Source organism: Gordonia tangerina (assembly GCF_021556435.1).
Classification (GTDB): Bacteria; Actinomycetota; Actinomycetes; order Mycobacteriales; family Mycobacteriaceae; genus Gordonia; species Gordonia tangerina.
Window position 1 is genome coordinate 22,209 of record NZ_JAKGCU010000023.1, and the last position, 24,744, is coordinate 46,952.

A 24,744-nucleotide genomic window follows, 5' to 3' on the forward strand; every position below is an offset into this window, starting at 1 on the left:
GGGCTCACGCGGAGACCAACTCGTCGAGATCGGTCACGACCCGGTCGGCACCTGCCGTGCGCATCGCTGCGGCTTGTCCGCCGCCGACCCGGTCGATCGCGACGACATAGCCGAACTTTCCGGCCACGGCCGCCTGCACACCGGAGATCGCATCCTCGAACACCACGGCCTCATCGGGGGTCACCCCCATGAGTTCGGCGCCGAGCAGGAAGGAATCGGGCGCCGGCTTACCGCGCAGTCCGCGCGACACGATGTCGAGGCCGTCCACCCTCACCTCCACGAACTTCGTCAGGTCGGCCGCATCCAACACAGCTGCTCCGTTCTTCGACGACGTCACCACGGCGATCCGCAGGCCGGCGGTCCGGGCTGCTTCGAGGTATCGCACCGACCCAGGGTAGGGATCGACACCGTTGGTCTCCAGGGTCGACACGAACATCGCGTTCTTGCCGTTCCCGATCGCGGCGACGGTGTCGTCATCGACGTCGTCGATCCCGCGCGACCGCAGGAATGCGCGCACACCGTCGTCGCGCGGTCGGCCGTCGACGTGGTCGAGGTAGTCCTGCTCGGTGAACGGTTCGAAGTTCTCGGGATCCCGTTCGGAGAGGAAGGCATCGAACGCCTGCTTCCATGCGTCGCGATGTAGGACGGCTGTGGACGTCAGCACACCGTCGAGATCGAACAGTGCGACCGAGGTGCTTTCTGGCAAACCCAACACCCCACGAACGCTACCTGTCCGAGCGGGTGCTGGCGCGCTGTGCGCGGGTATTCGGACTCAGCGCACGTGCGGGCCGTGACTCAGGCGGAGGAGGCGGCGGTGTCGGAATCGATGTCGTCCCAGAAACCGATCGACTCCAACCGCTGCACCAATCGGTCGCGCGCGGCGGCGAATTGGGTGTGGATCTCCTCGCGAATCGCTCGGGTGTCGCCCGATCGCAAGTAGTCGATCAGGCGGCGATGACTGGCGACCGCCTCGTGCCCCCACTCGGTATCGCGGGCGTAGAGGTCGTAGGGGTTGTATTTGCTGGCCGAGAACACGAACCACGCGAGTTTCTTGCTGTTGGCGGCCAGGTTCACCTGACGATGGAATGCGTACTCCCGATTGAGTACCTGCGCGTCGTCACCGGTGTCCACCGCCAGTTCCAGCTGATCGACGATGGTCTGCATCTCGGCCAGATGCACCCCGAGTTCAGAGTTGTCGACGGCGTGGCAGGCCAACCGTGCGGAGAGTTCGGCCTGGATCCAGAAGATGTCGATGATGTCGCCGCGATTGAGCGGCTCGACGATGAATCCGCGATGTGGCGACGATCGGACCAGGCCCTCGCCGCGCAGGGTCACCAGCGCCTCGCGCACCGGCGTGACACTGCAGCCGAGCGTGGACGCGGTGTCATCGAGGCGGATGTACTCGCCGGGACGGAGGCTGCCGGTCATGATCCGGTTGCGCAGATGATCGGCCACCTCGTCGGTGAGCTGGGTGCGGCGTAGCGACACGCGACTCATGCCGTCTGCTGCCCGTCGCGGGAATCGTGATCCACGAACTTCTCTTTCACTCGTGATGCCGCCGTCGTGCATCGCCGTTGCGCCCGTCGTCGCCCGGCGACCACGGGTCCATCGACAACGGTACTTTTTCCGGCGCCCGAATGGGTGATCGAGTTCGGTGGGTCGTCGAGATCTGCTGGATCGATCGAGGACTGCCGGACATAGCGCCCTCTGCAGGGCCGCCCGGTGTCAGACCACCGACCAATCGTGTTTGATGCGAAGGCGCAGGTCGCGCATCAGCAGGCGGTTCCCGCCGAACCGGATCGGCTTCGGCAACGCGCGGTTGGTGGTGGAAACTGTCGCGAAGAGTCGGTTGAAACGTCGTTGGTCTCGCGCGCTCCACTCGAGTCCGAGTTGCTCGCGGAACAGCGGCGGAAGGGTCCCGATCGTCAGGAAGCGCAGCAGCGGGGCGAATGGGACCCGAAGCGCCGGACTGATCATCCGCAGGTCGATTAGATCGTTGAGGAACCGTTTCGTCGTCTCGTCGATGGCGACGCGACCGCTGGCGACGTTCCAGTAGTGATCGAATTCGGTTCGGGTGGCCGGCCACATGTCGTCGGGCACCTGCAGCGTGGTCCCCAGAGTCTTGGCCGATTGGTAGAACTCCTCAGCGTCGGCCGGGCTCATGATCCCGTGCAGCAGTTGATGGGTGTCCTCGATCCCGACGAACAAGCATGCCGCGACCCACATCTGGAGTTCGCGATCGAATGCGTTGTATGCCACCGGGCTCTTCTCGTCCGAGCGGACGTGTCGATGGGCGGCATTGACCGCGTCCCGGAAGGCCGCTTTCTCCTCGTCGTCGCCGAGGATCGCCACCGACAGGTACTGCGCGGTGGTGCGCGCCCGTTTCCACGGATGTTTCATCAGCGAACCGGACTCGACCTTGCTCTCCATCACGCCGTAGGCGACCTCGGGCCACCCGAGCTGCATGACCACATTGGCCGCTGCGCCGGCGAAGGCCCAGAAGTCGACCGCCTCCTGAATTCGTGCAGGCTTGCGACCGGTGGTCACCCGTTGCCTACGCGCGGGGATCGTGATCCGCGTCTGTGCGTTCGTCAACTCCGGTGTGGTGTCCGCCATGGACGCCAGATATCGCCCCGACATGATGTGGCCCCCTGTTCTGCATACCGCACAGTCACCCCGACCGTGACTGTGATCTATGTCGCGTACCTGGCAGGTTATCCCACCAGGTTTCATATATGAAACCTGAAACCGCGAAACCGGCCATCGGCGCTGGATAAAGAACTGGATGTGCGATGGCCGGATCGTGAGGATGGAGCGATGACGACTCGTCGCTTCGCTCAGGTGGATGTCTTCTCGACCGTGCCCGTCCGCGGCAACCCGGTCGCGGTCGTACTCGATGCCGAGGGGATGACCGACGAGCAGATGGCCTCGTTCGCGCGCTGGACCAACCTCTCGGAGACGACGTTTGTGCTGCCGCCGAGCGATCCCGCCGCCGACTATCGTCTGCGCATCTTCACCCCATCCGGTGAACTTCCGTTCGCCGGGCATCCCACCCTCGGCTCGGCCCACGCGTGGCTGGAGGCCGGCGGCGTGCCGAGTGGTGACCGCATCGTGCAGGAATGCGGCGTCGGGCTGGTGTCCATCCGGTCGGAGCAGGGTCGACTGGCGTTCGTCGCCCCGCCCCGCATCCGCTCCGGACCCGTCGACGAGGCGACGGTGCGGTCGGTGGCTGATGCGCTCGGCCTCGACCCCGACGAGGTGATCGCGGCCGAATGGGTCTCCAACGGCCCCGATTTCCTGGCATTGCTGTTGCCGTCCGGGGGCCGGGTGCTGGAGGTCAGACCCGACATGGCCGCGCTCGGCACACACGACGTGGGCCTGATCGGCCCGTACTCGGGCGGTCTGCCCGACGAACCCGAGGTGCTGTTCGAGGTCCGCGCGTTCGTTCCCGGTAGCGGCATTCCCGAGGACCCGGTGACCGGGAGTCTGAACGCGGGCCTGGCCGTCTGGTTGCGCCAGGCAGGCCGTGCGCCCGCCGGCTACGTCACCGCTCAGGGCACCGCGCTGGACCGGGCAGGGCGCGTTCACGTCTCCGACGACGGTACCGACATCTGGGTGGGCGGTGCGACCACCACGGTCATCGCTGGCACAGTGGTGCTGTGAGCGAGACAGCCGAGATCGCCGACGCGGAAGCCGCCGGAGTCGCCGCTACCGAGAGCAACAAGGCCGCACGCAAACGTCGTCGGCGGGAACCACCGCCGGACCCGGTGCCGCTGCCGGGGCTGGTGGACGCACACACCCACCTGGCCGCATGCGGCGGCCGCGACCCGGAATCGGTGCGCGCGATCCTCGATCACGCCGAACGGGTCGGCGTCGGGCAGGTGATCACAGTCGCCGACGACATGATCGATGCGCGGTGGGCCGTCGAGGCCGCTGCATGGGACCACCGGGCGTTTGCCGCGGTGGCCCTGCACCCGATGCATGCCGGCGAACTCGACGACGACGCGAAGGCCGAACTCGAGCGGATGCTGGCGGACCCGAGGGTCGTCGCAGTGGGGGAGACCGGCCTGGACCACTATTGGCCGAGTCGGTCCGACGACTGTGCTACGCCCGATGTACAGGCCGAGGCGTTCCGGTGGCACATCGACCTCGCCAAGCGCACCGGCAAGCCGTTGATGATCCACAACCGCGAGGCCGACGCCGATCTGCTCGACATCCTCGCCGCGGAGGGGGCGCCAGAGACCGTGATCATGCACTGCTTCTCCGGTGACCGAAACGTTGCACAGGAATGCGTCGATCGCGGTTACGTCCTGAGTTTCGCCGGCACTGTGAGTTTCGCCAACGCCGCCGAACTGCGTGTGGCCGCCGAAATCGTGCCCGATGAGCAGGTCCTGGTAGAGACCGATGCGCCGTTTCTGACGCCGCATCCCTATCGTGGCCAGCCAAATCAGTCCTATTGCCTGCCGTATACGGCCCGCGCGCTGGCCGAGGTCCGGGGTGTCGACGATGCGGCGATGGCGCGAATCCTGGGCGCCAACGCACGACGCGTCTACCGACTGCCTTTGCAGTAATCACGCCCGTTCGTTATCGTATTGTGATCCCGCTGCCTGGGGGCAGCGATTCCGGCCAGAGAGGGCTGTGCCGTCCGGGGGTTTCGGGGTCGCTGATGAGCGCAGTGCGGACGCAATTGTCCCCGACCAGGATGTTCCGCCTTGTCTCTCCTCGCCCACATCAACAACTCGAAGTCCACCCGTGCGCGGGTCGCTGTCGGCGCCGTGCTGACCACCCTCACCGCGGGCGGCGTCATGGGTGTCGCAATGCACAAGGACGTCGAGCTCAACGTCGACGGTCAGGTCCGCAACGTCTCGACCATGTCGATGTCGGTCGACTCGGTGCTGCGGTCGCAGGGTTTCGACCCGGAGTCCGGTGACCACGTCTCCCCGCCGCTCGACGCCGGGGTCGGTGACGGACAGACCATCACCTTCAACAGGCTCAAGGAAGTGGCCCTCGACGTCGACGGGCAACGGCAGATGGTCGAGACGACCGCCGCCGACCTGGATGACCTGCTCACCGAGCAGGGGCTCACCGACACCGCCACCGACACGAACTTCCCGAGCGGCAACGCGTTGCCGGTCGACGGCGCGGTCGTCGACGTCACCACTCCCAAGCCGGTTCGGCTGACCGACGGCGTGACGAGCTTCCGTCCGGTCGTCGCGGCCAAGACCGTCGGTGAACTCCTCGCCGAGACCGGCAAACCATTGTCCGGTGACGACGAGGTGGAACCCGCCGCCGACACTCCGGTCACCGAGAACATGAAGATCACGGTGACCCGTATCCGCACCGCGGACTCGACCGTCACCGAGGATGTGGCCCCGCCGGAGATCGAGAAGGAGGACCCCAACCTGGTCCGCGATCGCAAGGTCGTCGTCAACCCGGGCAAACCGGGTGAGGCCAAGGTCACCTATTCGGTCACCACGGTCAACGGCAAGGTCGTCAAGCGCGAGAAGCTCGACTCCGAAATGCTCACCGAACCACTGGCCGCCACCGTCCGCATCGGCACCAAGCCCGGCGCACCGTTCGTCCCTTCGGGTTCGGTCTGGGATGCGCTGGCGCAGTGTGAAGCCACCGGCAACTGGGCGATCAACACCGGCAACGGGTTCTACGGCGGCGTGCAGTTCGACCAGAACACCTGGGAACGGTGGGGTGGCACCGAGTACGCCCCGCGTGCCGACCTCGCATCCCGCGAGGAGCAGATCGCCATCGCCAAGAAGACCCAGGCAGCCCAGGGGTGGGGCGCATGGCCGTCCTGCTCATCGAAGCTGGGACTGCGCTGAGCGACTCACCACGCCTCCTCGGGCCCGCCCAGATCCGCACACTGGCCGCGGAGATCGGGGTGCGCCCCACCAAGACGTTGGGGCAGAACTTCGTCCATGACGCCAACACGGTGCGGCGCATCGTCGCCGAGTCCGGTGTCGGCGCCGACGACACCGTTCTCGAGGTCGGGCCCGGCCTCGGGTCGCTGACCCTGGCGTTGCTCGGCGCGGCCGGGCGCGTGGTCGCCGTCGAGATCGACCCCGTCCTCGCCGCCCGGCTCCCCGCCACCATCGAGGAGTTCGCACCGGTGCAGGCGGATCGCTTCACCGTCGTCACCGCGGACGCCATGACCGTGGGGCAGGCCGATCTCCCCGTCGCCCCGACCGCGCTCGTCGCGAACCTGCCCTACAACGTCGCCGTTCCGGTGCTCCTGCACCTGATGGCCGACTTCCCGACCATCGCAACTGCTCTGGTGATGGTGCAGGCAGAAGTGGCCGACCGGCTGGCCGCCGGGCCCGGTGGCCGGGTCTACGGGGTGCCGAGCGTGAAGGCCCGCTACTTCGGTACCGTCCGCCGCGCCGGCGCCGTCGGACGCAACGTCTTCTGGCCTGAGCCGAAGGTCGAATCCGGCCTGGTCCGGATCGATCGCACCCAAGCCCACCCCGACGACCCGGGAGTGCGGCGCAGCGTGTTCGCGGTGATCGACGCGGCGTTCGCGCAGCGCCGCAAGACGATGCGCTCGGCGCTGGCCGGCTGGGCCGGCGGCGCGGTGGAGGCAGAACGACGACTCCGGGCCGCCGGCATCGATCCCGGCATCCGTGGTGAACGCCTCGACATCGACGACTTCGTCCGGCTGGCGGCCGTCGACGCCTCCTGATCGCCGCGTCGGCGTCCGCGACCCGCGATGCCCTCTCGATTACCCTGATTACCTGTGTCTCGAGCGTCGTTGTCGGTGGTGTCCGATGCGGTCACCGTGCGGGTGCCGGCCAAGGTCAATCTGCACCTCGGCGTGGGTCCGCTACGCGATGACGGATTCCACGATCTGGTCACGGTGTATCAGGCGCTGTCGCTGTATGACGATGTGCGGCTGAGCCCCGCCGGTGAGCTCCGGGTGACCACCCGCGGGGAAGGGTCCGCCGACGTACCCGGCGACAGCACCAATCTCGCGGCCCGTGCGGTGGCCGAGGTGGCGCGGCGCGCCGACCGGAGCCCGCGGGTCGCCATCGACATCGACAAGCGGATACCGGTGGCCGGCGGAATGGCCGGCGGAAGTGCCGACGCCGCCGGCGCCCTGGTTGGGGCCGTGAATCTGTGGGGACTGGACATCGGGCGTGACGAACTCACCGAGATCGCGGCCGGTCTCGGTAGTGACGTGCCCTTCGCCCTGCACGGTGCGACGGCGTTGGGAACCGGTCGCGGCGAACAATTGATGCCGATCCTCGCCCGCGGTGAATTCCACTGGGTGCTCGCGATCGCACGATCGGGACTGTCCACGCCCGCCGTGTACCGCGAACTCGATCGACTGCGGGACAACCGCGCCGACACCGATGTCGCGGCGCGGCGACCCGATGACCTGATGGCCGCGCTCACCTCGGGCGATCCGCATACCGTGGCACCGCTGCTGCACAACGATCTCCAACCCGCCGCGCTGAGCCTGCAGCCGGTACTGCGGCGCACCTTGCGCGCAGGTATCGATGCGGGTGCGCTCAACGGGATCGTCTCCGGGTCGGGGCCCACCTGCGCCTTTCTGTGCGCCGACGAGACGTCGGCGGTCGACGTCGCCGCGGAACTGTCCGGTGCCGGGGTGGCTCGTGCGGTACGCACCGCCACCGGGCCGGTCCCCGGTGCCCGGATTCTGTCGGCCTGACCAGTCAACTGCCGAAGACGTTGATGGCGTTGCCGTAGGCGCGCAGCGAAGCGACGGATCCGTTGTATCGGTTGAGATCCACCGAAGTGGACACACCGGGTAGTCGACCCGAGCTGGTGAACTGCCAGAAGGTCCATGTCCGCCAACCCCCACGGGGCATCTGCGGTGCCGCGGCGCCGTTGTACGAGGCGATCCACAGCGGGTGGTCGGCGAACTCCCGGGTGGCACCCATCGCGGTGTTCCAGAAGTTCGGGTAGGTGTAGAGGATCGTCTTTCGCCCGGTCAACGGCTCGAGGACAGCGAAGAACTCGCGGACCCAGGCGGCCAGCGCGCGCGGGCCGAGGCCGCCGGAGTGTTCGAGGTCGAGTACCGGCGGAAGGTCCAGAATGCCGTTCTGGCCGAGCACTGTCGCGGCATAGAAGAGTGCCTGTTGTCCGGCCGGCCGGCTCGGATCGGCGTAGTGGTAGGTGCCGCGGATGAGACCTGCAGCGCGAATCGCCAGACTGTCGGGCACGAAATGCGGGTTCACGTACCACGTGGACTCGGTGGCCTTCACCATGGCCATCTGCTGTCCGGAGGCGCGCACCGCGAACCAGTTGATGGCCGCGCCGTCGGGATGCTGATGACTGGACACGTCCGGCCCTACCTGTGGGGCGGCACCGGCCTGCGGCGAATCCGTCATCGCAGCGCAGAGTCCGACGGAGGCCGCGGTCACCGTGGCCACGATCAGTCGCCGGAGGATCACGGCTCCACGCTATTGCATCGATGCAGGATCGCGCAGAATGTTTGTCGACTGGATCTGATGCCCGGGCGGTGTCGCCGGTCACCGGGGGTCCGTTGCTAGGGTCGTCCGAGTGGCACCCGCAAATCCCGTCGCGCTGATCAACGCGGACCGAATCAGCAAGAGCTACGGCATCAAGCCGTTGTTGGACTCGGTGTCCCTCGGCGTTCACGAAGGGCAGCGGATCGGGGTCGTCGGACTCAACGGTGGTGGCAAGACCACGTTGCTGGAGATCCTCGGTGGAATCACCGAACCGGACAGTGGGCGGGTCTCACGCGCCGGCGACATCCGCGTCGCCACGGTGACCCAGCGAGGTGAGCTGCCGGCCGGCGCGACCGTGTCCGACGTGGTGGTCGGCGGACCGCAGGTCGCAGTCCACGAGTGGGCGGGCGATCCCCGGATCCGGGGCATCCTCGCGGGCATCGGCGTCGATGAGCTGCTCGATTCCAAGGTCGACGAACTGTCCGGCGGGCAACGCCGTCGGGTGGGACTGGCAGCCGCGCTGATCTCGGAGGCCGACCTGTTGATCCTCGACGAGCCGACCAACCATCTCGATGTCGAGGGCGTGCAGTGGCTCGCCGAGCACCTCGTGGCGCGCCGCAGTGCCCTCGTCGTGGTCACCCACGATCGGTGGTTCCTCGACACCGTCGCCACCCGGACCTGGGAAGTGCACTCGGGTGGCGTGGACGAGTACGAGGGTGGCTACAACGATTGGATCTTCGCGCGCGCCGAACGATCCCGGCTCGCCGACGCCGCCGAAGAGCGTCGCCGCAACCTCGCCCGCAAGGAACTGGCCTGGCTTCGACGTGGACCGCCCGCGCGTACATCCAAGCCGCGCTACCGGATCGAGGCCGCCGAACGGCTCATCGCCGACGTCCCGCCGCCGCGGGACAGCGTGACGCTGTCGGCGTTCGCCAAGCGCCGGCTCGGACGAGTGGTGGTGGAGCTGGAGGACGCCCGGATCGCCACACCCGCCGGTGAGACGTTGGTGGACGATCTGACCTGGCGGCTGGCGCCCGGCGAGCGCATCGGCCTGGTCGGGGTCAACGGTTCGGGCAAGACCACCCTGCTGCGCGCCTTGGCCGGAGAGGTCGACGTGGCCCCCGGGCGCCGCGTCGAGGGCACCACGGTGACGATCGGATGGCTGCGCCAGGAGCTCGACGACCTCGACGAGGACCAGCGGGTGCTCGACGCGGTGGAGGATGTGGCCACGCGGATCATGGTGGGCGACAAAGAGATGTCGGCATCGCAGCTCGCCGAACGGCTCGGGTTCAGCCCGGCGCGGCAGCGCACACCGGTGGGCGATCTCTCCGGCGGGGAACGTCGACGCCTCCAGATTACGCGGGTGTTGATGGCCGAGCCCAACGTCCTGCTGCTCGACGAGCCCACCAACGACCTCGACATCGACACCCTGCAGCAACTCGAGGACCTGCTCGACAGTTGGGCGGGCACCTTGGTCGTCATCAGCCACGATCGCTATCTCATCGAGCGAATCTGCGACAGCACGTGGGCGCTGTTCGGCGACGGCGCGCTTACCAATCTGCCCGGCGGCATCGAACAGTATCTACGGCGTCGTCGCGAGATCGGTTCCACCGCAGCACGCCCCAAGAAGTCGTCCGCGTCGGAGGCGGATTCCGTAGACGTCGGTGCGACGGCATCTGCGGTGACCACGCCGACCGTCAGCGCCGCCGAACACCGCGAGGCACGCAAGACGATGAATCGTCTTGAGCGCCAGATGGATCAGCTCACCAAACGTGAGGAAAAGCTGCACGTCTCGCTGGCCGAGGCGGCCACCGATCCCGAACGCCTTCAGGAGCTCAACTCCGAACTGCGTCAGGTGGTTGCCGACAAGGAAGCTGCCGAGGCCGAGTGGCTCGACGCCGCGGAGAAAGTCGAGTGAGCGCCGGTGGTCAGCGACGGATGGCGCCGTTGACCATCGCTGCAATCGCCACGGCGCCTTGCTGGTTGATGTGATAAGGGTAGGCCAGACTGCCGTTGGACAGTGAGCTCTCATACCAGGGGGCGATCAGATTGCACGGGTCGTGACCGGCCGATCGGCGGTTGGCGTCGATGAATGTCCCGCCGACCGTGGACGTCGCCCGCCGCAATGCATCACCGGCGCGGTCGAACACCCGATTCATCCATCGGACGTCGGGATCACTGATCGGCACCATCGGCCAGCAACCGTGACTGCCCATGAACCCGCCGATGCCGACGACGATGATCTGGGCGTGGGGCGCCTTGGCGCGGATGGCCCGCAGCGCGGGGCGCACGCGGTTCTCCATCCGCGCGATCCGCCATCGAACCTCGTTCTCGAGGCGCGGATTGTGTCGACACCGACGATCGTTGAGCGGTGTCGTGTTGCAGTGGACCAGGATCGCACCCCAGCGCATGTCGTTACCACCGATGCTGACCGTGATGACCTGTGCATCACGCGGTACCAGGTGTGCTTGGGGTGGCTTGGTTCCACGGTTGGTGCGTTGGGTGGTGCGGTAGAGATCCGGCGCCTGCGCGCCGGCACACGAGGTGTCGATAAACCGGCGCGGTAACGTCATCACCGCGACTATCGCCGGATAGTTGAACGCCGAGCGTTTGCAGCCCAGGAAGTAGTCGGGGGTAGGGGAGAAGAAGCCGCCGGACGCGCGGGAATCGCCCATCGCGACGTAGGTGCCACCCGTGTAGCGAGCCGGTGTCGCATCCGCCGCCGGAGCCACCACGGTGCTCAGACCGGTCAGCAGCACGACCGCCAACAGCATCGACGTCAGCACGAGGCGGGCTCGCCGCCTCCCGGCCGGGATGGTGGGCAAGTGACGAGAAACCATGTGTGGTGCAACCCCCTGAATGTTCTTTGGGATTGTAGGGGACATCACTTCGTTCGCGCGGCCGTAATCCGGATCCGCCGCGGGGTCACACGGTTCGCAACGCGTCGCACCGGTGGGCGAATCGCGTGATCATCGCGGCCGTCTCGGCGGGCTGGATCAACGGGAACAGGTGGCTGGCCCGCGGAACCACGTGCACCTGCGCCAGCGGTGAGACAGAGGCGAAGCGCCGCTCATGGATGCGGAACTGGTCCCAGCCGCCGTTGAGAAACTCGATCGGACCCGGATACTGTGCGACCTCGCTCAGCGCATCGAGATCGGCCAGGGCGTCGACGACATCGCGAATGGAGTGCAGCGCAAGGCCGCCGGCCTCCATGTCACGGGCGACCTGACCACCCACGGCCATCCGGGTCAGGGCCTTGCTGATCGCCGCCGCCTGCCGGGGCAGGACGCTCGTCGCGGCGCCGAAGGCGCGGAAGGGGGAGGCGAGCAGACGGCTGGGCTGCGCGGTCGCGCACATCACCACCAGTCCGGCCACCGCATCGGGGTGGCGGCCGGCCGTGGCCATCGCGACGTAGCCGCCGAGCGACATACCGGCGACCACCGCAGGTCTGCCGAGTGAATCGATGGCGTCGAGCACCGCCTGCACCGCGCCGTCGATGTCGAATCGTTCGTCGGCTCGCGTTCCGTGCCCGGGGAGATCGGGGGTGGCCACCGGGCGGTCGGTGATACCGGCCGCGATGCGGTGGAGGGCCGAGCCGCTGACTCGGAGTCCGTGGACACAGACCACGGGAGTAGGTGAGACTTCCTGCGCTGCGCTCATCGGAGGCCAGTATGCCGTGGGCGTCACGGCTTGTCGCGGCCGGCGGGCCGCTCGACGCTCCGGTCGATGCCGATCCGGTCCAGGAACCCGTGGTCATGCGACACCACCAGCAGCGCACCTTGCCACTGCCGCAGGGCCGCGACGAGCTCTTCGGTGGTGTCGACGTCGAGGTTGTTGGTGGGCTCGTCGAGTATCAGCAGTGCGGGGACGGGATCGGCCAGCAGCGACATCGCCATGGCCACCCGTAGCCGCTCACCGCCGGACAACTCACCGAGAGCTCGGTCGGCACGCTTGCCGCGGAACAAGAATCGGGCGAGATGCGCGCGGATCGTCTGTTCGTCGACCTGCGGGTGCGTGACGGCAATCGCGTCGGCGATGCCCTGCCGGGGGTCGGCGAAGGTGATCTGCTGCGGCACATACGCATACGGAGCCAGTATGCGTCCATCGGTGATCAACTCGGCGATCAACGTGGTCTTTCCCGAGCCATTGGCGCCCACCAGCGCGACCCGCTCCGGTCCGTCGATCGTCAGCTGGTCGTCGTCGACGATGCGGGCCCGGGTCGCCACCTGCGCCACGGGCATCACGATGCGGGCGGTGCGGTCGTCGCGCACCCCGTCGCGTGCGGTGTCGAGTCGCTCCGATGCGGCGGATACATCGTCGCGGTGGGCGTTTCGCAGCTTTCCCGCCGACACCTGTGCGGCGTCCCGGCGCAGGTGGGCGACGATCTTCGGTACCCGCTTCTCCCGTTCGGCCGTGGCGGCCGTTCGGGCCCGCCGGTCGAGCTTGATCTGCGCCTCCTTCAGTTCACGGCGCTGTTTGCGCAGGTCGGAGGCTGCGTTGGTGACTGCGGCCTCGGCTGCCTGTTGCTCGGCGTCGAGGGTCTCTCGATACAGCGAGTAGGGGCCGCCGAACACGCGTACCGAGCCCCGATACAACTCCAGTGTCGAATCGGTCCGTTCGAGTAGCTCGAGGTCATGGCTGACCGCCATGACCGTGCCCCCGAATCGGTCCAACGCGTCGAAGAGGCGGGCGCGCGACGGTGTGTCCAGGTTGTTCGTCGGTTCGTCGAGCAGCAAGATCGACGGGCGTCGGATGAGCTCGGCGACGATCGCGAGCAACGTCGCCTCTCCTCCCGACAACGAACGGACCGTGCGATCGGTGTCGGTGGGCAGCCCCAGCGCGTCCAGGCTCGCTGCGACCCGTTCCTCGATGTCCCAGTCATCGCCGACGACCGCGAAATCGTGTTCGTCGATAGAACCGCTCTCGATGCGTCGCAGCGCGTCTCGGATGGCGTCGACGCCGAGCACCGCGGCGATGGTGCGTTCGGGTGCATCGTGGGGATGCTGCGTCACCACACCGACGTCTCCGGCCACGGTGACGCTGCCGGTGCGCGGCACGAGGTCGCCGGCGATCAATCGCAGCAGGGTGGACTTCCCGGCGCCATTGGCTCCGACGAGTGAGCAGACCCCGGTGGGGACGTGCATCGTCAGATGGTCGAAAACGACGGTGCCGTCGGGCCACGCGAACGAGACGTCGGACAGGGTGACGGCCGGCGACGGGTGATGGGTGGATGCGGTCATGGAGAGCTCCCTGAGGTGGTGAACGGTAGCCGGCGTGGCGTGATGAGCACGCGGGCGAGTCGGGCCGACCTCAGCGGTTCATGACCGGTGAACACTCCTCGTTGTCGGTGGTGGCGTGATGCCGATGACCTCACGATAGCGCCGCAGGTCCGGAAGACGCCAACTCTTTTCTGCCGACCGAGACGCTAACGTGGCCGATATGTCGTTCATCCGCACATCGATCGTCAACCGGGTCGGTGAGATCGTTCTCGACCGGCCTGCCGCCCTCAACGCGCTGGATCAGACCATGATCGACGACATGTACCGAGTGTTGTCGGACTGGGGAGACGACGACGGCGTCGACACGGTTTTGGTCACCTCGGCGAGCGAACGCGCTTTCTGCGCCGGCGGCGACATCCGCGCGATCCGCGACCATGCGCTGGCGGGAGAGGCAGACGCGGTGAGCCACTACTTCGCGAGTGAGTACCGGCTCGATCAGCTCGTGGCCGAGTATCCCAAGCCGTATGTGAGTGTGATCGACGGCGCGGCGATGGGGGGTGGACTCGGCATCAGTGTGCACGGAGAGGTGCGCGTGGTGACCGAGAGGGCGGTACTCGCCATGCCGGAGACCGCGATCGGGTTCGTCCCCGATGTCGGTTCCACCTACTTCCTGCCCCGGCTACCGGACGGAGTGGGCATGTGGCTCGGGCTGACCGGCTCACGGATCGGTGGCGCCGATGCCGTCGAGGTCGGTATGGCAACGCATTTCGTCGATTCGGCAGAGATCGACGACGTCACCGAGGAAATCCGCACCGGGGTGCCGCTGATCGATGTCCTCGGTGGTCGGCGGCATCGTCCGGCCGCGGAGTTGCCGCTGGCCAAGATCAAGGAGTACTTCGTCGACGACAACGTCACCGGCATCGTCGGCGGTTTGCGGGGTGCGCTCGGCGACCCGTGGGCCGAGCGGATGGTCGACATGATCGAACAGGCGTCACCGACGAGTCTCTGGGTGACCGCGGCAATGCTCACCGCCGGTGCGCATTCGGTGCTCGACGAATGCCTGGAGCGCGAATTGCATGCCGCCGAGCAGATCACCGCGACCGCCGACTTCGCCGAAGGTGTGCGCGCCGTCCTCGTGGACAAGGATCGTCGGCCCCGATTCGATCCGGCATCCATCGATGACGTCGATCCGGAATCGGTGGCGCGCATCGTGGGAGCGGCCTGAGCCGCTCGGTCACGGCGTCGTCTCGAACCACCCCGAGAGTGTCACACTGGCGTCGCTGACGGTGGTTTCGGTTTCGGAGTCCTCGTCGATGTCCTCGTTGGGTGCGAACGGGTTGCTGTGCGATCGTGTGGCCGCCGAGCAGGTGAAGGTGCCGGCGGCCCGCTCCGACGACATCGCGGTGACCGTCAGCGGACATGTCGCGGAGTGATAGTACGTGCCCCCCACCGTGACGCCGACCGACGAATCGATGGGGGCGTCGAGCGGGCCCACCCGCGGACGAACGCCGCCGATCGGTGGCAGGACGCCACCGGTGAGGTCACCCACCAGTAGTTCCAGCTGTGCACCGTCGTCACCCGGTCCGGTGAACACGAACAACAGGCTGTCCGGCGGCACCGACGGATCGGCGTTACCCCACTTGGTGAATCCGTAGCAGGCCGATCCGGCCGCACCGTCGGCACCTGTGCCGGCGATGGCTACGTGCATACTGCCGGAACGGAACTCGAGATCATGGCCGGCTCGGTCGATTCGTCCCCCGGCCGGTCGTTCGCGGCATTCGGCGGCGTCGACCGGGGCAACCGCGGCCGTGGCCGGTCTCGAACTCGATGGGCCGTCCGGGTCGTGATCGCCGGACCCGCATCCGGTGAGCGGACCGAGCGTGACCGCCGCGGCCGCAAGCGCGATCACCGGTGTCGAAACCCGTCGTGCGGGCTCAGTCCGCAGCGGCGACAAGGGGTTCGAGCATCAGGTCGGGATGTTCCTTCTGGATGAACTGCAGTCGCCACTTGTCGCTGAACAGAGCCAGGAGCGCTCCGTCGGTGCGAGTGAACACCTCAACTCCGCGTTGGCGGCCGAGATCGGCGGCGCTGTCGGCGTCGGTACGCCGGGCCAATGAGTAGCCGAGCGGTTCGATGGTGGTGTCGACGTTGAACTCGGATTTCATCCGGGCCGTGACCACCTCGAACTGCATCGGCCCGACGGCGGCGAGGACGGGCGAGGCGTCGCCGCGCAGTTCGTTGCGCAAGACCTGAACCACGCCTTCGCTGTCCATCTGCTCCATCGCCTTGCGGAACTGCTTGTACTTGTCGGCGGTGTTGACGCGGATCGCCGAGAAGTGCTCGGGCGCAAACGACGGGATCGGTGGGTACTGCACCTTCGAATCGATGTACAACGTGTCGCCGGGCGCCAACGCCATCGCGTTCACCAGGCCCACGACGTCACCCGGGTAGGCTCGGTCGACGGTGGAGCGGTCCCGACCGAATACCGCCTGGGCGTACTTGGTGGCGAAGGGTTTTCCGGTCTGTGCGTGTGTCACCACCATGCCGCGCTCGAATTCGCCGGACACGATCCGCATGTAGGCCAGGCGATCTCGATGACTGGTGTCCATTCCCGCCTGCACCTTGAAGACCACGGCGCTGAACGGGTCGGTGACCGACCGAACCGATCCGTCGATATCGGCGCGACCGGCCGGGGGTGGTGCGAGTTCGACCAGCGTCTCGAGCAGTTGTCGCACACCGAAATTGAGCATGGCCGACGCAAAGATCATCGGCGACGTCTGGCCGGCCAGGAACATCTCCTGATCGTGGTCCTGGCCCATCTCGCCGAGCAATTCACTCTCCTCGAGCGCTGCCGTCCACTCGTCGCCCTCGCGTGCGGCAGCCGCGTCGCCGTCGAGGATCTCCTCCGGGGCCACCTTCGCCCCACCGGCGGTACGGGTGAAACGGATGTACTCGCCGCTGCGGCGGTCGAGGAGTCCTCGGAAGTCGCCGGCGATGCCGACCGGGAAGTAGAGCGGTGTGGGGATGAGGCCGATGCGTTCGGTGATCTCGTCGATGAGTTCGAGCGGCGTCTGGCCGGGCCGGTCCCATTTGTTGATCACGGTGATCACCGGGATGCCGCGATGGCGACAGACCTGGAACAGCTTGAGGGTCTGCGGTTCGAGGCCCTTGGCGGCGTCGATCAGCATGACCGCGGCGTCGACGGCTGTCAGCACCCGGTAGGTGTCCTCGGAGAAATCGGCGTGACCGGGGGTATCCACGAGGTTGATGACGTTCGGGACGTCGTCGGTGGAGTGCTCGGAGGCGTAGTTGAACTGCAGCGCGGTGGAACTCACCGAGATTCCGCGCGCCTTCTCCATCTCCATCCAGTCCGATACCGTCGACTTGCGGCCGGCCTTGCCGTGGATGGCGCCGGCCTCGCTGATCATGCGCGCGTGCAGCGCCAGCGCCTCGGTCATCGTCGACTTACCGGCGTCGGGATGACTGATGATGGCGAAGGTGCGACGCCGCTTCACCTCGTGGGACACGGTGGCAGCATCTGAACTCACCCGACGAGGCTACCGCCCGGCGCGCTCACCGGGCAAAATCGCGCGCCGGGTCCGAACGTGGTTCGGTTCTCGCACGTCCACCGTGGTCGCGCGCACGACGCTGCGCGCGCGAACAAGTGGTGGACGCGCGAGGAAGGTGGTGGCTATTCGAACGGGACCGGCGGCATCTTGACGACCTGTGCGGCGTAGCTGAGGCCGGCGCCATAGCCGAGCAGCAGCGCGGTGTCGCCGGGCTTGGCGGCACCGGTGGACAGCAGTTCTTCCATGGCCAGCGGGATCGACGCGGCCGAGGTGTTGCCGGTGTGCTCGATGTCGTTGGCGACCGGAACGCCCTCGCGCAGGTGCAGCGTCTTGGCGAGCAGGTCGTTGATGCGCGTGTTGGCCTGGTGCGGGACAAAGACGTCGACGTCTTCGGAGCCGATCTTGGCGGCCTCGAGCGCGCGCTGGGCGACCTTGCCCATCTCGAAAGCGGCCCAGCGGAACACCGCAGTTCCCTGCAGCCGCACGTACGGCCGCTGGGTGCGGTCGCTGTCGAGGAAGGTGACCCAGTCGATGTCCTGGCGGATCGCGTCGAACTGCGAGCCGTCGCTGCCCCAGACGACCGGCCCGAGCTGCTGATCCTCGGTCGGCCCGACCACCACGGCGCCGGCACCGTCGCCGAAGATGAAGCAGTTGCTGCGGTCGGTCATGTCGAGCGTGACCGACAGCTGCTCGGCGCCGATCACCAGGACGTGGGTAGCGCTTCCGCCGCGCACCATGTCCGACGCCAACGCCATCGCGTAGCCGAAGCCCGCACAGCCCACGGTCACGTCGAATGCGGGAACGCCGTTGGCGCCCAGTTCGGTGGCGACCCTGGTCGCTCCGGCCGGCGTCAGCAGCAGGTGGGTGTTGGTGGCGAGGATGACCGCGTCGATGTCGGAACCGGACAGCAAGGCGTTGGCGATCGCTGTGCGGCCGGCGTGGACGGCCATTTCGGTAACGTCCTCGTCGCGGCGGGCGAAGCGGCGGGTCTTGATGCCGGTCCGGGTGTAGATCCACTCGTCCGACGAGTCGATGTGTTCACAGATCTCGTCGTTGGTGACGACCCGTTCGGGCCGATAGGCACCGATGCCGAGCATCCCGATGTTGTTGATCCCGGTGGTGTCCGCGATGACAGCCATGCGTGTCCCTTTCCCTATGCGACCCGACATAGACGGTCTCACATTGCGGCCCTACTGGGAAGTAGCCCGTTCGTCGTTGCCGGCGTGTACACGGTGTTGCGGGGGACACGGCCGTGTGCTGGACGGGGAGCGGGCGGGTTTCGTGATCTCGATACGCCGCGGGCTCGCTGCGCTCGCTCGCGTCTACTCGATCACCGGGTGGCGGCGAGTCCTCTGTATCGAAACCCTTGGGTTGAGTAGGTGACGAGCGTAGCGAGGAGCCGTATCGAAACCCACCCCACACCTCAGCGCAAGCTCGTCTCCGTCGGCGCCGGCGGAAGCGTCACGACCGCGCCGGCGTAACTCAGTCCGGCACCGAACCCGAGGAGCAGGGCGGTCTGGCCGCCGGTGGCCTTGCCGGTCGCGAGCATCTCTTCCATCGCCAGCGGGATCGAGGCGGCCGACGTGTTGCCGGTGTTCTCGATGTCGTTGGCCATGGGGATCTCGTCGGCCAGGCCGAGGTTTTTCTTCATCAGCTCGTTGATCCGGGCATTGGCCTGATGTGGCACGAAGACCTCGATGTCCTCGATGCCGACGCCGGAGGTCTCCAGCACGGTCGTCAGGGCCTTGGGCAGGGTGATGGCGGCCCAGCGGAAAACACGTGGCCCCTGCATGGTCACCACCATCCGCCCGACCGGGTCGGTGGCGGGGTCCTTGTGCTGGAACTCCTGTGCACGGTCCATGTACTCGGGGATGTCGTAGTTCTGACCGATGGCCTCCGCATTCTCACCGTCGCTACCCCAGACCGTGGGCGAGATTCCGTTGAGTTCACTTGGCCCGACGACGACGGCGCCGGCCCCGTCGCCGAAGATGAAGGCGGTGTTGCGGTCGGTGGGTTCCATCACCACCGACATGGTCTCCACCCCGACCACCAGGACATACTCCGCGGAGCCTGCGCGCACGGTGTCGGCGGCGATGCCCAGGCCGTAGCCGAAGCCGCCGCAGCCGGCCGCCACATCGTAGGCGGGAATGCCGTTGAGCCCGATGTCCAACGCCACGATCGGGCCGCCGTGCGGGATCTTCGTCTTCCAGCTGTTGGTGGCCAGGATGAGGGCACCGATCTTCTCCTTCGGCACCCCGGAGTTGCGGATCGCCCGCTCGGCGGCGGCCGCCGCCATCGAGCGCGCCGACTCGTCGCCACTGATCCATCGACGGTTGCGGATACCGCTGCGCTCAAAGATCCACTCGTCGTTCGAGTCGAGTACTTCGCAGACCTCGTCGTTGGAGACCAGCCGGCGCGGCCGGTAGGCGCCGATGCCCAGCATCGCTACGTTCTGGTGGCCGGTGTTTGCCGCAATGCCCACGCTGACTCCGTTCGTCGTTGATCGGACGCTGCGATTGTAGGCATGTCTTTACCGGGAAGTAACCACGCCGCCGGCCAACGGCAGATCAGTGTTCGGGAGGGTGTGCGGCACGCGCGACCTGCTACAGCGGCCAGAACACCGGTATCAGCAGGACCGCGATGACCAGCCAGCACGCCATCACGATCACGCCGAGTCGCCAGTAATCCCCGAACCGGTATCCGCCGGGATTCATCACGATCATGTTCGCCGGAGTGGCGATCGGTGTCAGCACCGCCGCGGCGGCCGCGGTACACACCAGCATCAGGATCGGCCGGGGATCGACACCGATGTCGGCTGCTGCGGCCAGCGCGATCGGGATCACGATCAAAGTCGTGGCGGCGTTGCTGATGAACTGCCCGAGAATGGCGGTGAGCAGGAACAACACGATCAGCAACAGGTAGGCGCTGCGGTCGGCCACCAGGTCCACGATCGGCTGGGCGATCAGTTCTGCTCCGCCGCTGTCGGTGATCGCAGACGACATCGGGATGAGTGCCGCGATGAGCACCACCGTCGGCCATGACACTGCGCGATACGCCTGTTCGGAGGTGATGACCTTGCTGACGACCATGGCCAGCGCGGCGAGCAGCCCGGCCACCACCGGAGGTACCGCACCGCTGGCGAGCAGGGCGATCATCGCCACCAGGATCACGCCCGCACGTGGCGCGCTGTGGCCGAGAGCGACGGTCTGGCGGCGTAGCTGCTCGGAGGAGCCGACGACCAACACCTGCTGGTTGTCGGCGAGGGCATCGATGGCACGCCACGGGCCGTGCACCAACATGGTGTCGCCCTCGACGAGTTCCACCGACCGCGGGCCGACGTCCTTGTTGCGCCGGCGGATCGACATGACCAGCAGGCCGTCCTCGGAACGCACCATTCCGGGGCACACCTTGCTGCCGATCCACTCCGAACGTGGCGGAATGACCACCTCGCTCACGCCGGCATCGCGATCGATCAGTCGTCCGGACCGGGCATGCCGTCCGGCCACGTCCTCGACGGTCAACTCGCAACTGCGCGCGAAGTCGTCGACTGCCTGCCCGGATCCGGACACCACCAGGACATCGCCGTTCTGGAGCCGATGCCCGGATTCGACGAGACCGGCGCCGAGACCGCCCTGCGCGGCGATCGGCAGCACGTCGCGGGTGTCCGACGCCACGGCATCGCGTACCGGCGTGCCGACGCAGCTCGACTCGGCCCCGACATGCAGACGGTAGACGCGTTCACCGAGTCCGTAATGGTCCACCACGGTGCCGAGATAGTTGCTGAAGTCGGCGGGCAGCGCCGTGGAGCGGCGGTCCGGAAGCAGCCGATCGCCGAAGATCGCGATCACCGCGAACGTGACTATGACCAGGGGAATGCCGATGAGGCCGAATTCGAAGTAGGAGAATCCGTTGCCGGTGGCGGTGCGGGCCGCGTCGTTGACGATGACGTTCACCGGACTGCCGCTGAGGGTGAGCATCGACCCGGCGCTGCACGCATAGGCCAGTGGGATCAGCACTTTCGACGGCAGCATGAATGCGTGCCGTGCCACGGCGACGGTCACCGGCACCAATGCGGCGGCGGCACCATTGATGGTGATGAGCGCGGACAATATCGCCGACAGAATGGTGATCGCTCCGAGCACCCGCACCCGGCCGGTACCGGCCGCCCGGGTCAGTAGTCGTCCGGCCCACGCGGTGATGCCGGAGGCCTCGAGTCCTTCGCTCACCACGAACAACGCCGCGATGAACACGATCACGTTGTCGCCAAGGCCGGTGGTGAGACCGGCCAGGTCGATCAGTCCGCAGAAGTAGAGAGCCAGCGCCGAGGCGATGGCGACCACGCCGACGGGCAGCCGATTCCAGACGAACAGCACGATGGTGACGGCGAGGATCACCAGGCTCAGCGTGGCGTCGGACACCGTCTCATCGTTGCATCACGGTCGCCTGTCCGCAGTTGATGTCACGCAGGACCGGGGACACTCACCACGCGTGGACGGTGTTCTGTGCGGCTTCGAGGCCGTGTGAGACCAGGAGTTCGGCGGCGTCGATGCCGCGGCCGATCAGCAACTCCACTTCCGTGCGCGCTGCCGAGGGAAACGGCTTCAGCACGAAGTCGGCCGGGTCTTGACGTCCGGGGGGCCGCCCGATGCCGAGGCGAATTCGGAGGTAGTCGCGTGAACCGATGGCCTGACTGATCGAGCGCAGACCGTTGTGCCCGCCCTCGCCACCGCCCTGCTTGAGACGTAGCTGCCCGAAGTCGATGTCGAGTTCGTCGTGCAGCACGATCAAGTCGGCGGCCGGTACGGAGTAGAACTTCGCGAGTGGGCCGATCTGACGGCCGCACTCGTTCATGTAGTTGCGTGGTTTCGCAACGAGCGCCTGATGGCCGGCGAGGGTGATCGGGGCGAGTTGCGCGCCCGACTTCTTGTGCAGTTTCCACCGCTCGCCGGCCGAGGCGACGAGGCCATCGGCGACCATCGCGCCGATGTTGTGCCTCGTCTTCTCGTACTTCGGACCGGGATTACCCAGCCCGACAATCAATTTCATTCTCGACGGACGCCGGTGACTACTCGGCCGACTCTTCGGCGGCCTCATCGGTACCGGGGGTCTCGGCACCGGCCTCTTCGGCCTCTTCTTCCAGCGCCGAGGCCGACGGGGCCTCGTTGATGGCGACGACGAGGGTGTCGGGATCGCTGATCAGCGTGACGCCCTCGGGCAGGGCCAGATCCGAGGCGTGCACGGCGTTGCCGGCCTCGACACCCTCGACGTCGACGGTGATCTGCTCCGGGATCGAGAGCGCGTCGGCCTCGATCTCGATGGTGCTGGCGTCCTGGGTGACCAGGGTGCCCGGCGCTGCCTCACCCTCGACGACGACGTAGACCTCGACGGTGACCTTCTCGCCGCGGCGGATGACGAGCAGGTCCGCATGCTCGATGTAGTTGCGGATCGGGTGGACGTCGACCTGCTTGGTCAGTGCGAGCTGGCTGGAGCCCTCGATGTCGAGGTCGACGACCGCATTGACGCCGTTGGCGCGCAGGATGGCGGCGAACTCGAGCGCCGGCAGGCTGAGGTGCTGCGGGTCGGTGCCGTGGCCGTACAGTACGGCGGGAACCTTACCCTCGCGGCGTGCGCGACGAGCCGCGCCCTTGCCCTTTTCGGTACGGGTGGTGACAGTCAGTTTGGAGGCCTGAGTCGCCATTGTTCTTCTCCTCATTCGGTCGGTTCGGGGTGAACCGTGGTTGTTCGGGTCGGTCGCGGCGAGCGACGACGACCCCGAACCAACATGCAGGAGTCATATGACCTGCGGAGAAGATTCGCGGTGGTCGCGCCGATAACGGTGGATGCCCACCCTCGCCGTGACAACGACGGCAAGGATAGCCGATGGTCAGGGCGAATGTCACATGCGCGCTGGTCGGGACGGTCTGCTGGTCGCGGGGTGCCCCCGACCCCCTTAGCGCGCGGCGGTTTATCTCTCGCGCGGCTGTCGTGCTCCCGCGCGCGAACCTTCACGCGCGGGAGGCAAATCGGCGCGCGGGAAGGGCGGTAGGACGTGAGGCGCTGGTCGAGCCGCCGACGAGCCCGCGAGGATGCGTATCGAGGTCACCCACGGCGGTCCACGGTGCGTCCGCCGAAATCGATGGAACCGATCGCGGGTACGGTGCGTCCAAGTCTGTGAGCGAGTGAGAATCGGGCAGATCGAGTTGGGGGAACAAGCGGGGGCATGGGGGAAACGTTCAGAGCCGAGCCGGCGGAGATTGCTGGTTTCGGGAATTTCGTCGGGGAGAACTACGCGGACTTCGGGCGGGCGCGAGACCTGCTCAACACGGCCAATGCGTCATCCGGGTTCGAGGGCCTGCTGGGCATCGTGAGCGGGCCGATCAACGAACTGCACTTCAGCACCCACCACCGGTGGGGAACCATCTCCACAAATCTGGCGACGATGTCCACTGGATTGCGCAAGACCGCCTGGTTGTTCAGCCAAACGGATCAAGAGAACGCCGATGCCTTGCGGGCACATACGCACTCCGTTGACCGCGGCCCGGGCGAGAACGGCCCGCACATCGAGGTGGACCCATCCAACAGCCGCAAGAAGCTCGTCGTCGAGGACTACCCCGACCCGGTGAGCTACGGGACTCCCACGCCGATCGATGTGACGGAGCCGCCGAAGGGGGAGGCAGACGTCCGCGAGTTGGTTCGGGAGAAGGCGGGCTGGCTGGCCGACATCGACGCGAAGGTCGAGACCTACGCCGGGTGGAGCCCGGTGAAGCACGCGCTCGAACCGCTCGTCGGCAATTGGGAGGAGCTCCGCAGGATCGGCGCCACCTACGGAACGTCGGGCACGGCCATCGGAACGATCGGAAACGACGTCACGGACGGCACTGCGAAGCTCGAACCGTCGTGGGACGGTCTGTCCGCCCAGGCTTTTGCGGAGTATGCGCAGAACACCGCGAACTACATCGAGTGGGAGGCCGCGCTCGGCCGAATGTTGCAGGAGGGCCTGGACAAAGCGGCCACCCAGTTCGAAGAGTCCGTGCAAGCGGTGGTCAACGCCATCGTCGAGGAGTTCGCGCGGTTCGTCGACCTCGGCGAGAAAAAGGGCGTGGTGAAGGCGCTCGCCAAGGCCATCCCCGGAGTCGGTGTTGTCGCCTGGGCAGACACGTTGATCAGCCTGCTGAAGGCAATCGGCGACGTCATCCTGCCTGCCGTACAAGACATCGAGAATGCGATCGATGACTTGCGCGCGTTCATCGAATTCGCTCAGGACCCGGTGGGGTATCTGCAGGAGCGGGGTGAGGCCGAAATTGCGGCTCAGCTTGAGCCCTACAAGCATCAGGTTGCCGAGATCGATCGCCGACGCCAGATCGGCCAGGACGTGATCACCCTGGCCAGGACCGAACATCTCACGGACCGCGAAGAATCCGGATACCGCGTTGAAGAAGGGGAATCAGCATGGCAAGACGGACGATGAAGCGTCGGGTGGCTGTTGGGGGGATGATTCTGGCGATCGGCTTG

Annotated in this window: 22 protein-coding genes; 8 read left to right on the forward strand and 14 right to left on the reverse strand. The window is 67.0% G+C overall.

The annotated features are described in order from the left end of the window. Positions 1-4 precede the first annotated feature (4 nt). The 3 genes from L1892_RS19545 to L1892_RS19555 form a co-directional block, all read right to left on the reverse strand. The gene (locus L1892_RS19545; protein WP_235725309.1) at positions 5-715 is read right to left on the reverse strand and encodes an HAD family hydrolase; all 711 of its coding nucleotides are present in this window, start codon (positions 713-715) and stop codon (positions 5-7) included. An 80-nt stretch (positions 716-795) separates the two neighbouring features. Beyond that, positions 796-1,497, reverse strand: coding sequence for a GntR family transcriptional regulator (locus L1892_RS19550; RefSeq protein WP_235725310.1), 702 nt, complete (start codon positions 1,495-1,497; stop codon positions 796-798). A gap of 228 nt (positions 1,498-1,725) precedes the next feature. After that, complete coding sequence (locus tag L1892_RS19555) at positions 1,726-2,640, reverse strand: oxygenase MpaB family protein (RefSeq protein WP_235725311.1); 915 nt, start codon at positions 2,638-2,640, stop codon at positions 1,726-1,728. Positions 2,641-2,817: 177 nt separating this feature from the next. Here L1892_RS19555 and L1892_RS19560 point away from each other — a divergent pair, with 177 nt between their 5' ends. The 5 genes from L1892_RS19560 to L1892_RS19580 all read left to right on the forward strand — a co-directional run bounded on the left by L1892_RS19560 (position 2,818) and on the right by L1892_RS19580 (position 7,681). Further along, positions 2,818-3,663 carry a PhzF family protein gene (locus L1892_RS19560; protein ID WP_235725312.1) on the forward strand — a complete coding sequence of 282 codons (846 nt, stop codon included), beginning with the start codon at positions 2,818-2,820 and terminating at the stop codon, positions 3,661-3,663. Next, the gene (locus L1892_RS19565; protein ID WP_235725313.1) at positions 3,660-4,571 is read left to right on the forward strand and encodes a TatD family hydrolase; all 912 of its coding nucleotides are present in this window, start codon (positions 3,660-3,662) and stop codon (positions 4,569-4,571) included. The genes L1892_RS19560 and L1892_RS19565 overlap by 4 nt, the downstream gene beginning before the upstream one ends. Positions 4,572-4,712: 141 nt before the next feature. Further along, on the forward strand, positions 4,713-5,834 hold the full coding sequence (locus tag L1892_RS19570) for a resuscitation-promoting factor (RefSeq protein WP_235725314.1): 1,122 nt from the start codon (positions 4,713-4,715) through the stop codon (positions 5,832-5,834). Further along, the gene (rsmA, locus tag L1892_RS19575; protein ID WP_235725315.1) at positions 5,798-6,691 is read left to right on the forward strand and encodes a 16S rRNA (adenine(1518)-N(6)/adenine(1519)-N(6))-dimethyltransferase RsmA; all 894 of its coding nucleotides are present in this window, start codon (positions 5,798-5,800) and stop codon (positions 6,689-6,691) included. The genes L1892_RS19570 and rsmA overlap by 37 nt, the downstream gene beginning before the upstream one ends. A gap of 54 nt (positions 6,692-6,745) precedes the next feature. After that, the gene (locus L1892_RS19580; RefSeq protein WP_235725316.1) at positions 6,746-7,681 is read left to right on the forward strand and encodes a 4-(cytidine 5'-diphospho)-2-C-methyl-D-erythritol kinase; all 936 of its coding nucleotides are present in this window, start codon (positions 6,746-6,748) and stop codon (positions 7,679-7,681) included. 4 nt (positions 7,682-7,685) lie between these two features. Here L1892_RS19580 and L1892_RS19585 read toward each other — a convergent pair whose 3' ends face one another. After that, positions 7,686-8,426 (reverse strand): glycoside hydrolase family 25 protein, encoded by a 741-nt coding sequence (locus L1892_RS19585; RefSeq protein WP_372475279.1) that lies wholly within the window; start codon positions 8,424-8,426, stop codon positions 7,686-7,688. A gap of 109 nt (positions 8,427-8,535) precedes the next feature. Here L1892_RS19585 and L1892_RS19590 point away from each other — a divergent pair, with 109 nt between their 5' ends. Then, positions 8,536-10,362, forward strand: a complete 1,827-nt coding sequence (locus tag L1892_RS19590) for an ABC-F family ATP-binding cassette domain-containing protein (RefSeq protein WP_235725317.1) — start codon at positions 8,536-8,538, stop codon at positions 10,360-10,362. A 10-nt stretch (positions 10,363-10,372) separates the two neighbouring features. On the opposite strand, the gene L1892_RS19595 is transcribed toward L1892_RS19590, so the two are convergent. From L1892_RS19595 to L1892_RS19605, 3 genes are all read right to left on the reverse strand, one after another. Further along, positions 10,373-11,218 carry an SGNH/GDSL hydrolase family protein gene (locus tag L1892_RS19595; protein ID WP_235725363.1) on the reverse strand — a complete coding sequence of 282 codons (846 nt, stop codon included), beginning with the start codon at positions 11,216-11,218 and terminating at the stop codon, positions 10,373-10,375. Positions 11,219-11,369: 151 nt separating this feature from the next. Next, positions 11,370-12,104 carry an alpha/beta fold hydrolase gene (locus tag L1892_RS19600; RefSeq protein WP_235725318.1) on the reverse strand — a complete coding sequence of 245 codons (735 nt, stop codon included), beginning with the start codon at positions 12,102-12,104 and terminating at the stop codon, positions 11,370-11,372. A 23-nt stretch (positions 12,105-12,127) separates the two neighbouring features. Next, positions 12,128-13,684 carry an ABC-F family ATP-binding cassette domain-containing protein gene (locus L1892_RS19605; RefSeq protein ID WP_235725319.1) on the reverse strand — a complete coding sequence of 519 codons (1,557 nt, stop codon included), beginning with the start codon at positions 13,682-13,684 and terminating at the stop codon, positions 12,128-12,130. 199 nt (positions 13,685-13,883) lie between these two features. On the opposite strand from L1892_RS19605, the gene L1892_RS19610 reads away from it, so the two are divergent. Further along, the gene (locus L1892_RS19610; RefSeq protein WP_235725320.1) at positions 13,884-14,888 is read left to right on the forward strand and encodes an enoyl-CoA hydratase/isomerase family protein; all 1,005 of its coding nucleotides are present in this window, start codon (positions 13,884-13,886) and stop codon (positions 14,886-14,888) included. A 9-nt stretch (positions 14,889-14,897) separates the two neighbouring features. Here the strand turns inward: L1892_RS19610 and L1892_RS19615 are convergent, their stop codons facing one another. The 7 genes from L1892_RS19615 to L1892_RS19645 form a co-directional block, all read right to left on the reverse strand. Next, positions 14,898-15,572 (reverse strand): hypothetical protein, encoded by a 675-nt coding sequence (locus tag L1892_RS19615; RefSeq protein ID WP_235725321.1) that lies wholly within the window; start codon positions 15,570-15,572, stop codon positions 14,898-14,900. A 25-nt stretch (positions 15,573-15,597) separates the two neighbouring features. After that, complete coding sequence (locus L1892_RS19620; protein ID WP_235725322.1) at positions 15,598-17,211, reverse strand: peptide chain release factor 3; 1,614 nt, start codon at positions 17,209-17,211, stop codon at positions 15,598-15,600. Between the two features lie 143 nt (positions 17,212-17,354). Then, positions 17,355-18,371 (reverse strand): beta-ketoacyl-ACP synthase III, encoded by a 1,017-nt coding sequence (locus L1892_RS19625; protein ID WP_235725323.1) that lies wholly within the window; start codon positions 18,369-18,371, stop codon positions 17,355-17,357. A gap of 284 nt (positions 18,372-18,655) precedes the next feature. Then, positions 18,656-19,675 carry a beta-ketoacyl-ACP synthase 3 gene (locus tag L1892_RS19630; RefSeq protein ID WP_235725364.1) on the reverse strand — a complete coding sequence of 340 codons (1,020 nt, stop codon included), beginning with the start codon at positions 19,673-19,675 and terminating at the stop codon, positions 18,656-18,658. Between the two features lie 160 nt (positions 19,676-19,835). Beyond that, positions 19,836-21,650 (reverse strand): SLC13 family permease, encoded by a 1,815-nt coding sequence (locus L1892_RS19635; protein WP_235725324.1) that lies wholly within the window; start codon positions 21,648-21,650, stop codon positions 19,836-19,838. A gap of 61 nt (positions 21,651-21,711) precedes the next feature. Further along, positions 21,712-22,278 carry an aminoacyl-tRNA hydrolase gene (pth, locus tag L1892_RS19640; protein ID WP_235725325.1) on the reverse strand — a complete coding sequence of 189 codons (567 nt, stop codon included), beginning with the start codon at positions 22,276-22,278 and terminating at the stop codon, positions 21,712-21,714. A gap of 19 nt (positions 22,279-22,297) precedes the next feature. Further along, entirely contained in the window at positions 22,298-22,930 is a 633-nt protein-coding gene (locus tag L1892_RS19645; protein ID WP_235725326.1) for a 50S ribosomal protein L25/general stress protein Ctc, read from the reverse strand. A 522-nt stretch (positions 22,931-23,452) separates the two neighbouring features. Here L1892_RS19645 and L1892_RS19650 point away from each other — a divergent pair. Then, positions 23,453-24,700: a WXG100 family type VII secretion target gene (locus L1892_RS19650; protein ID WP_235725327.1), complete on the forward strand. Its 1,248-nt coding sequence runs from the start codon at positions 23,453-23,455 to the stop codon at positions 24,698-24,700. Positions 24,701-24,744: the final 44 nt, after the last annotated feature.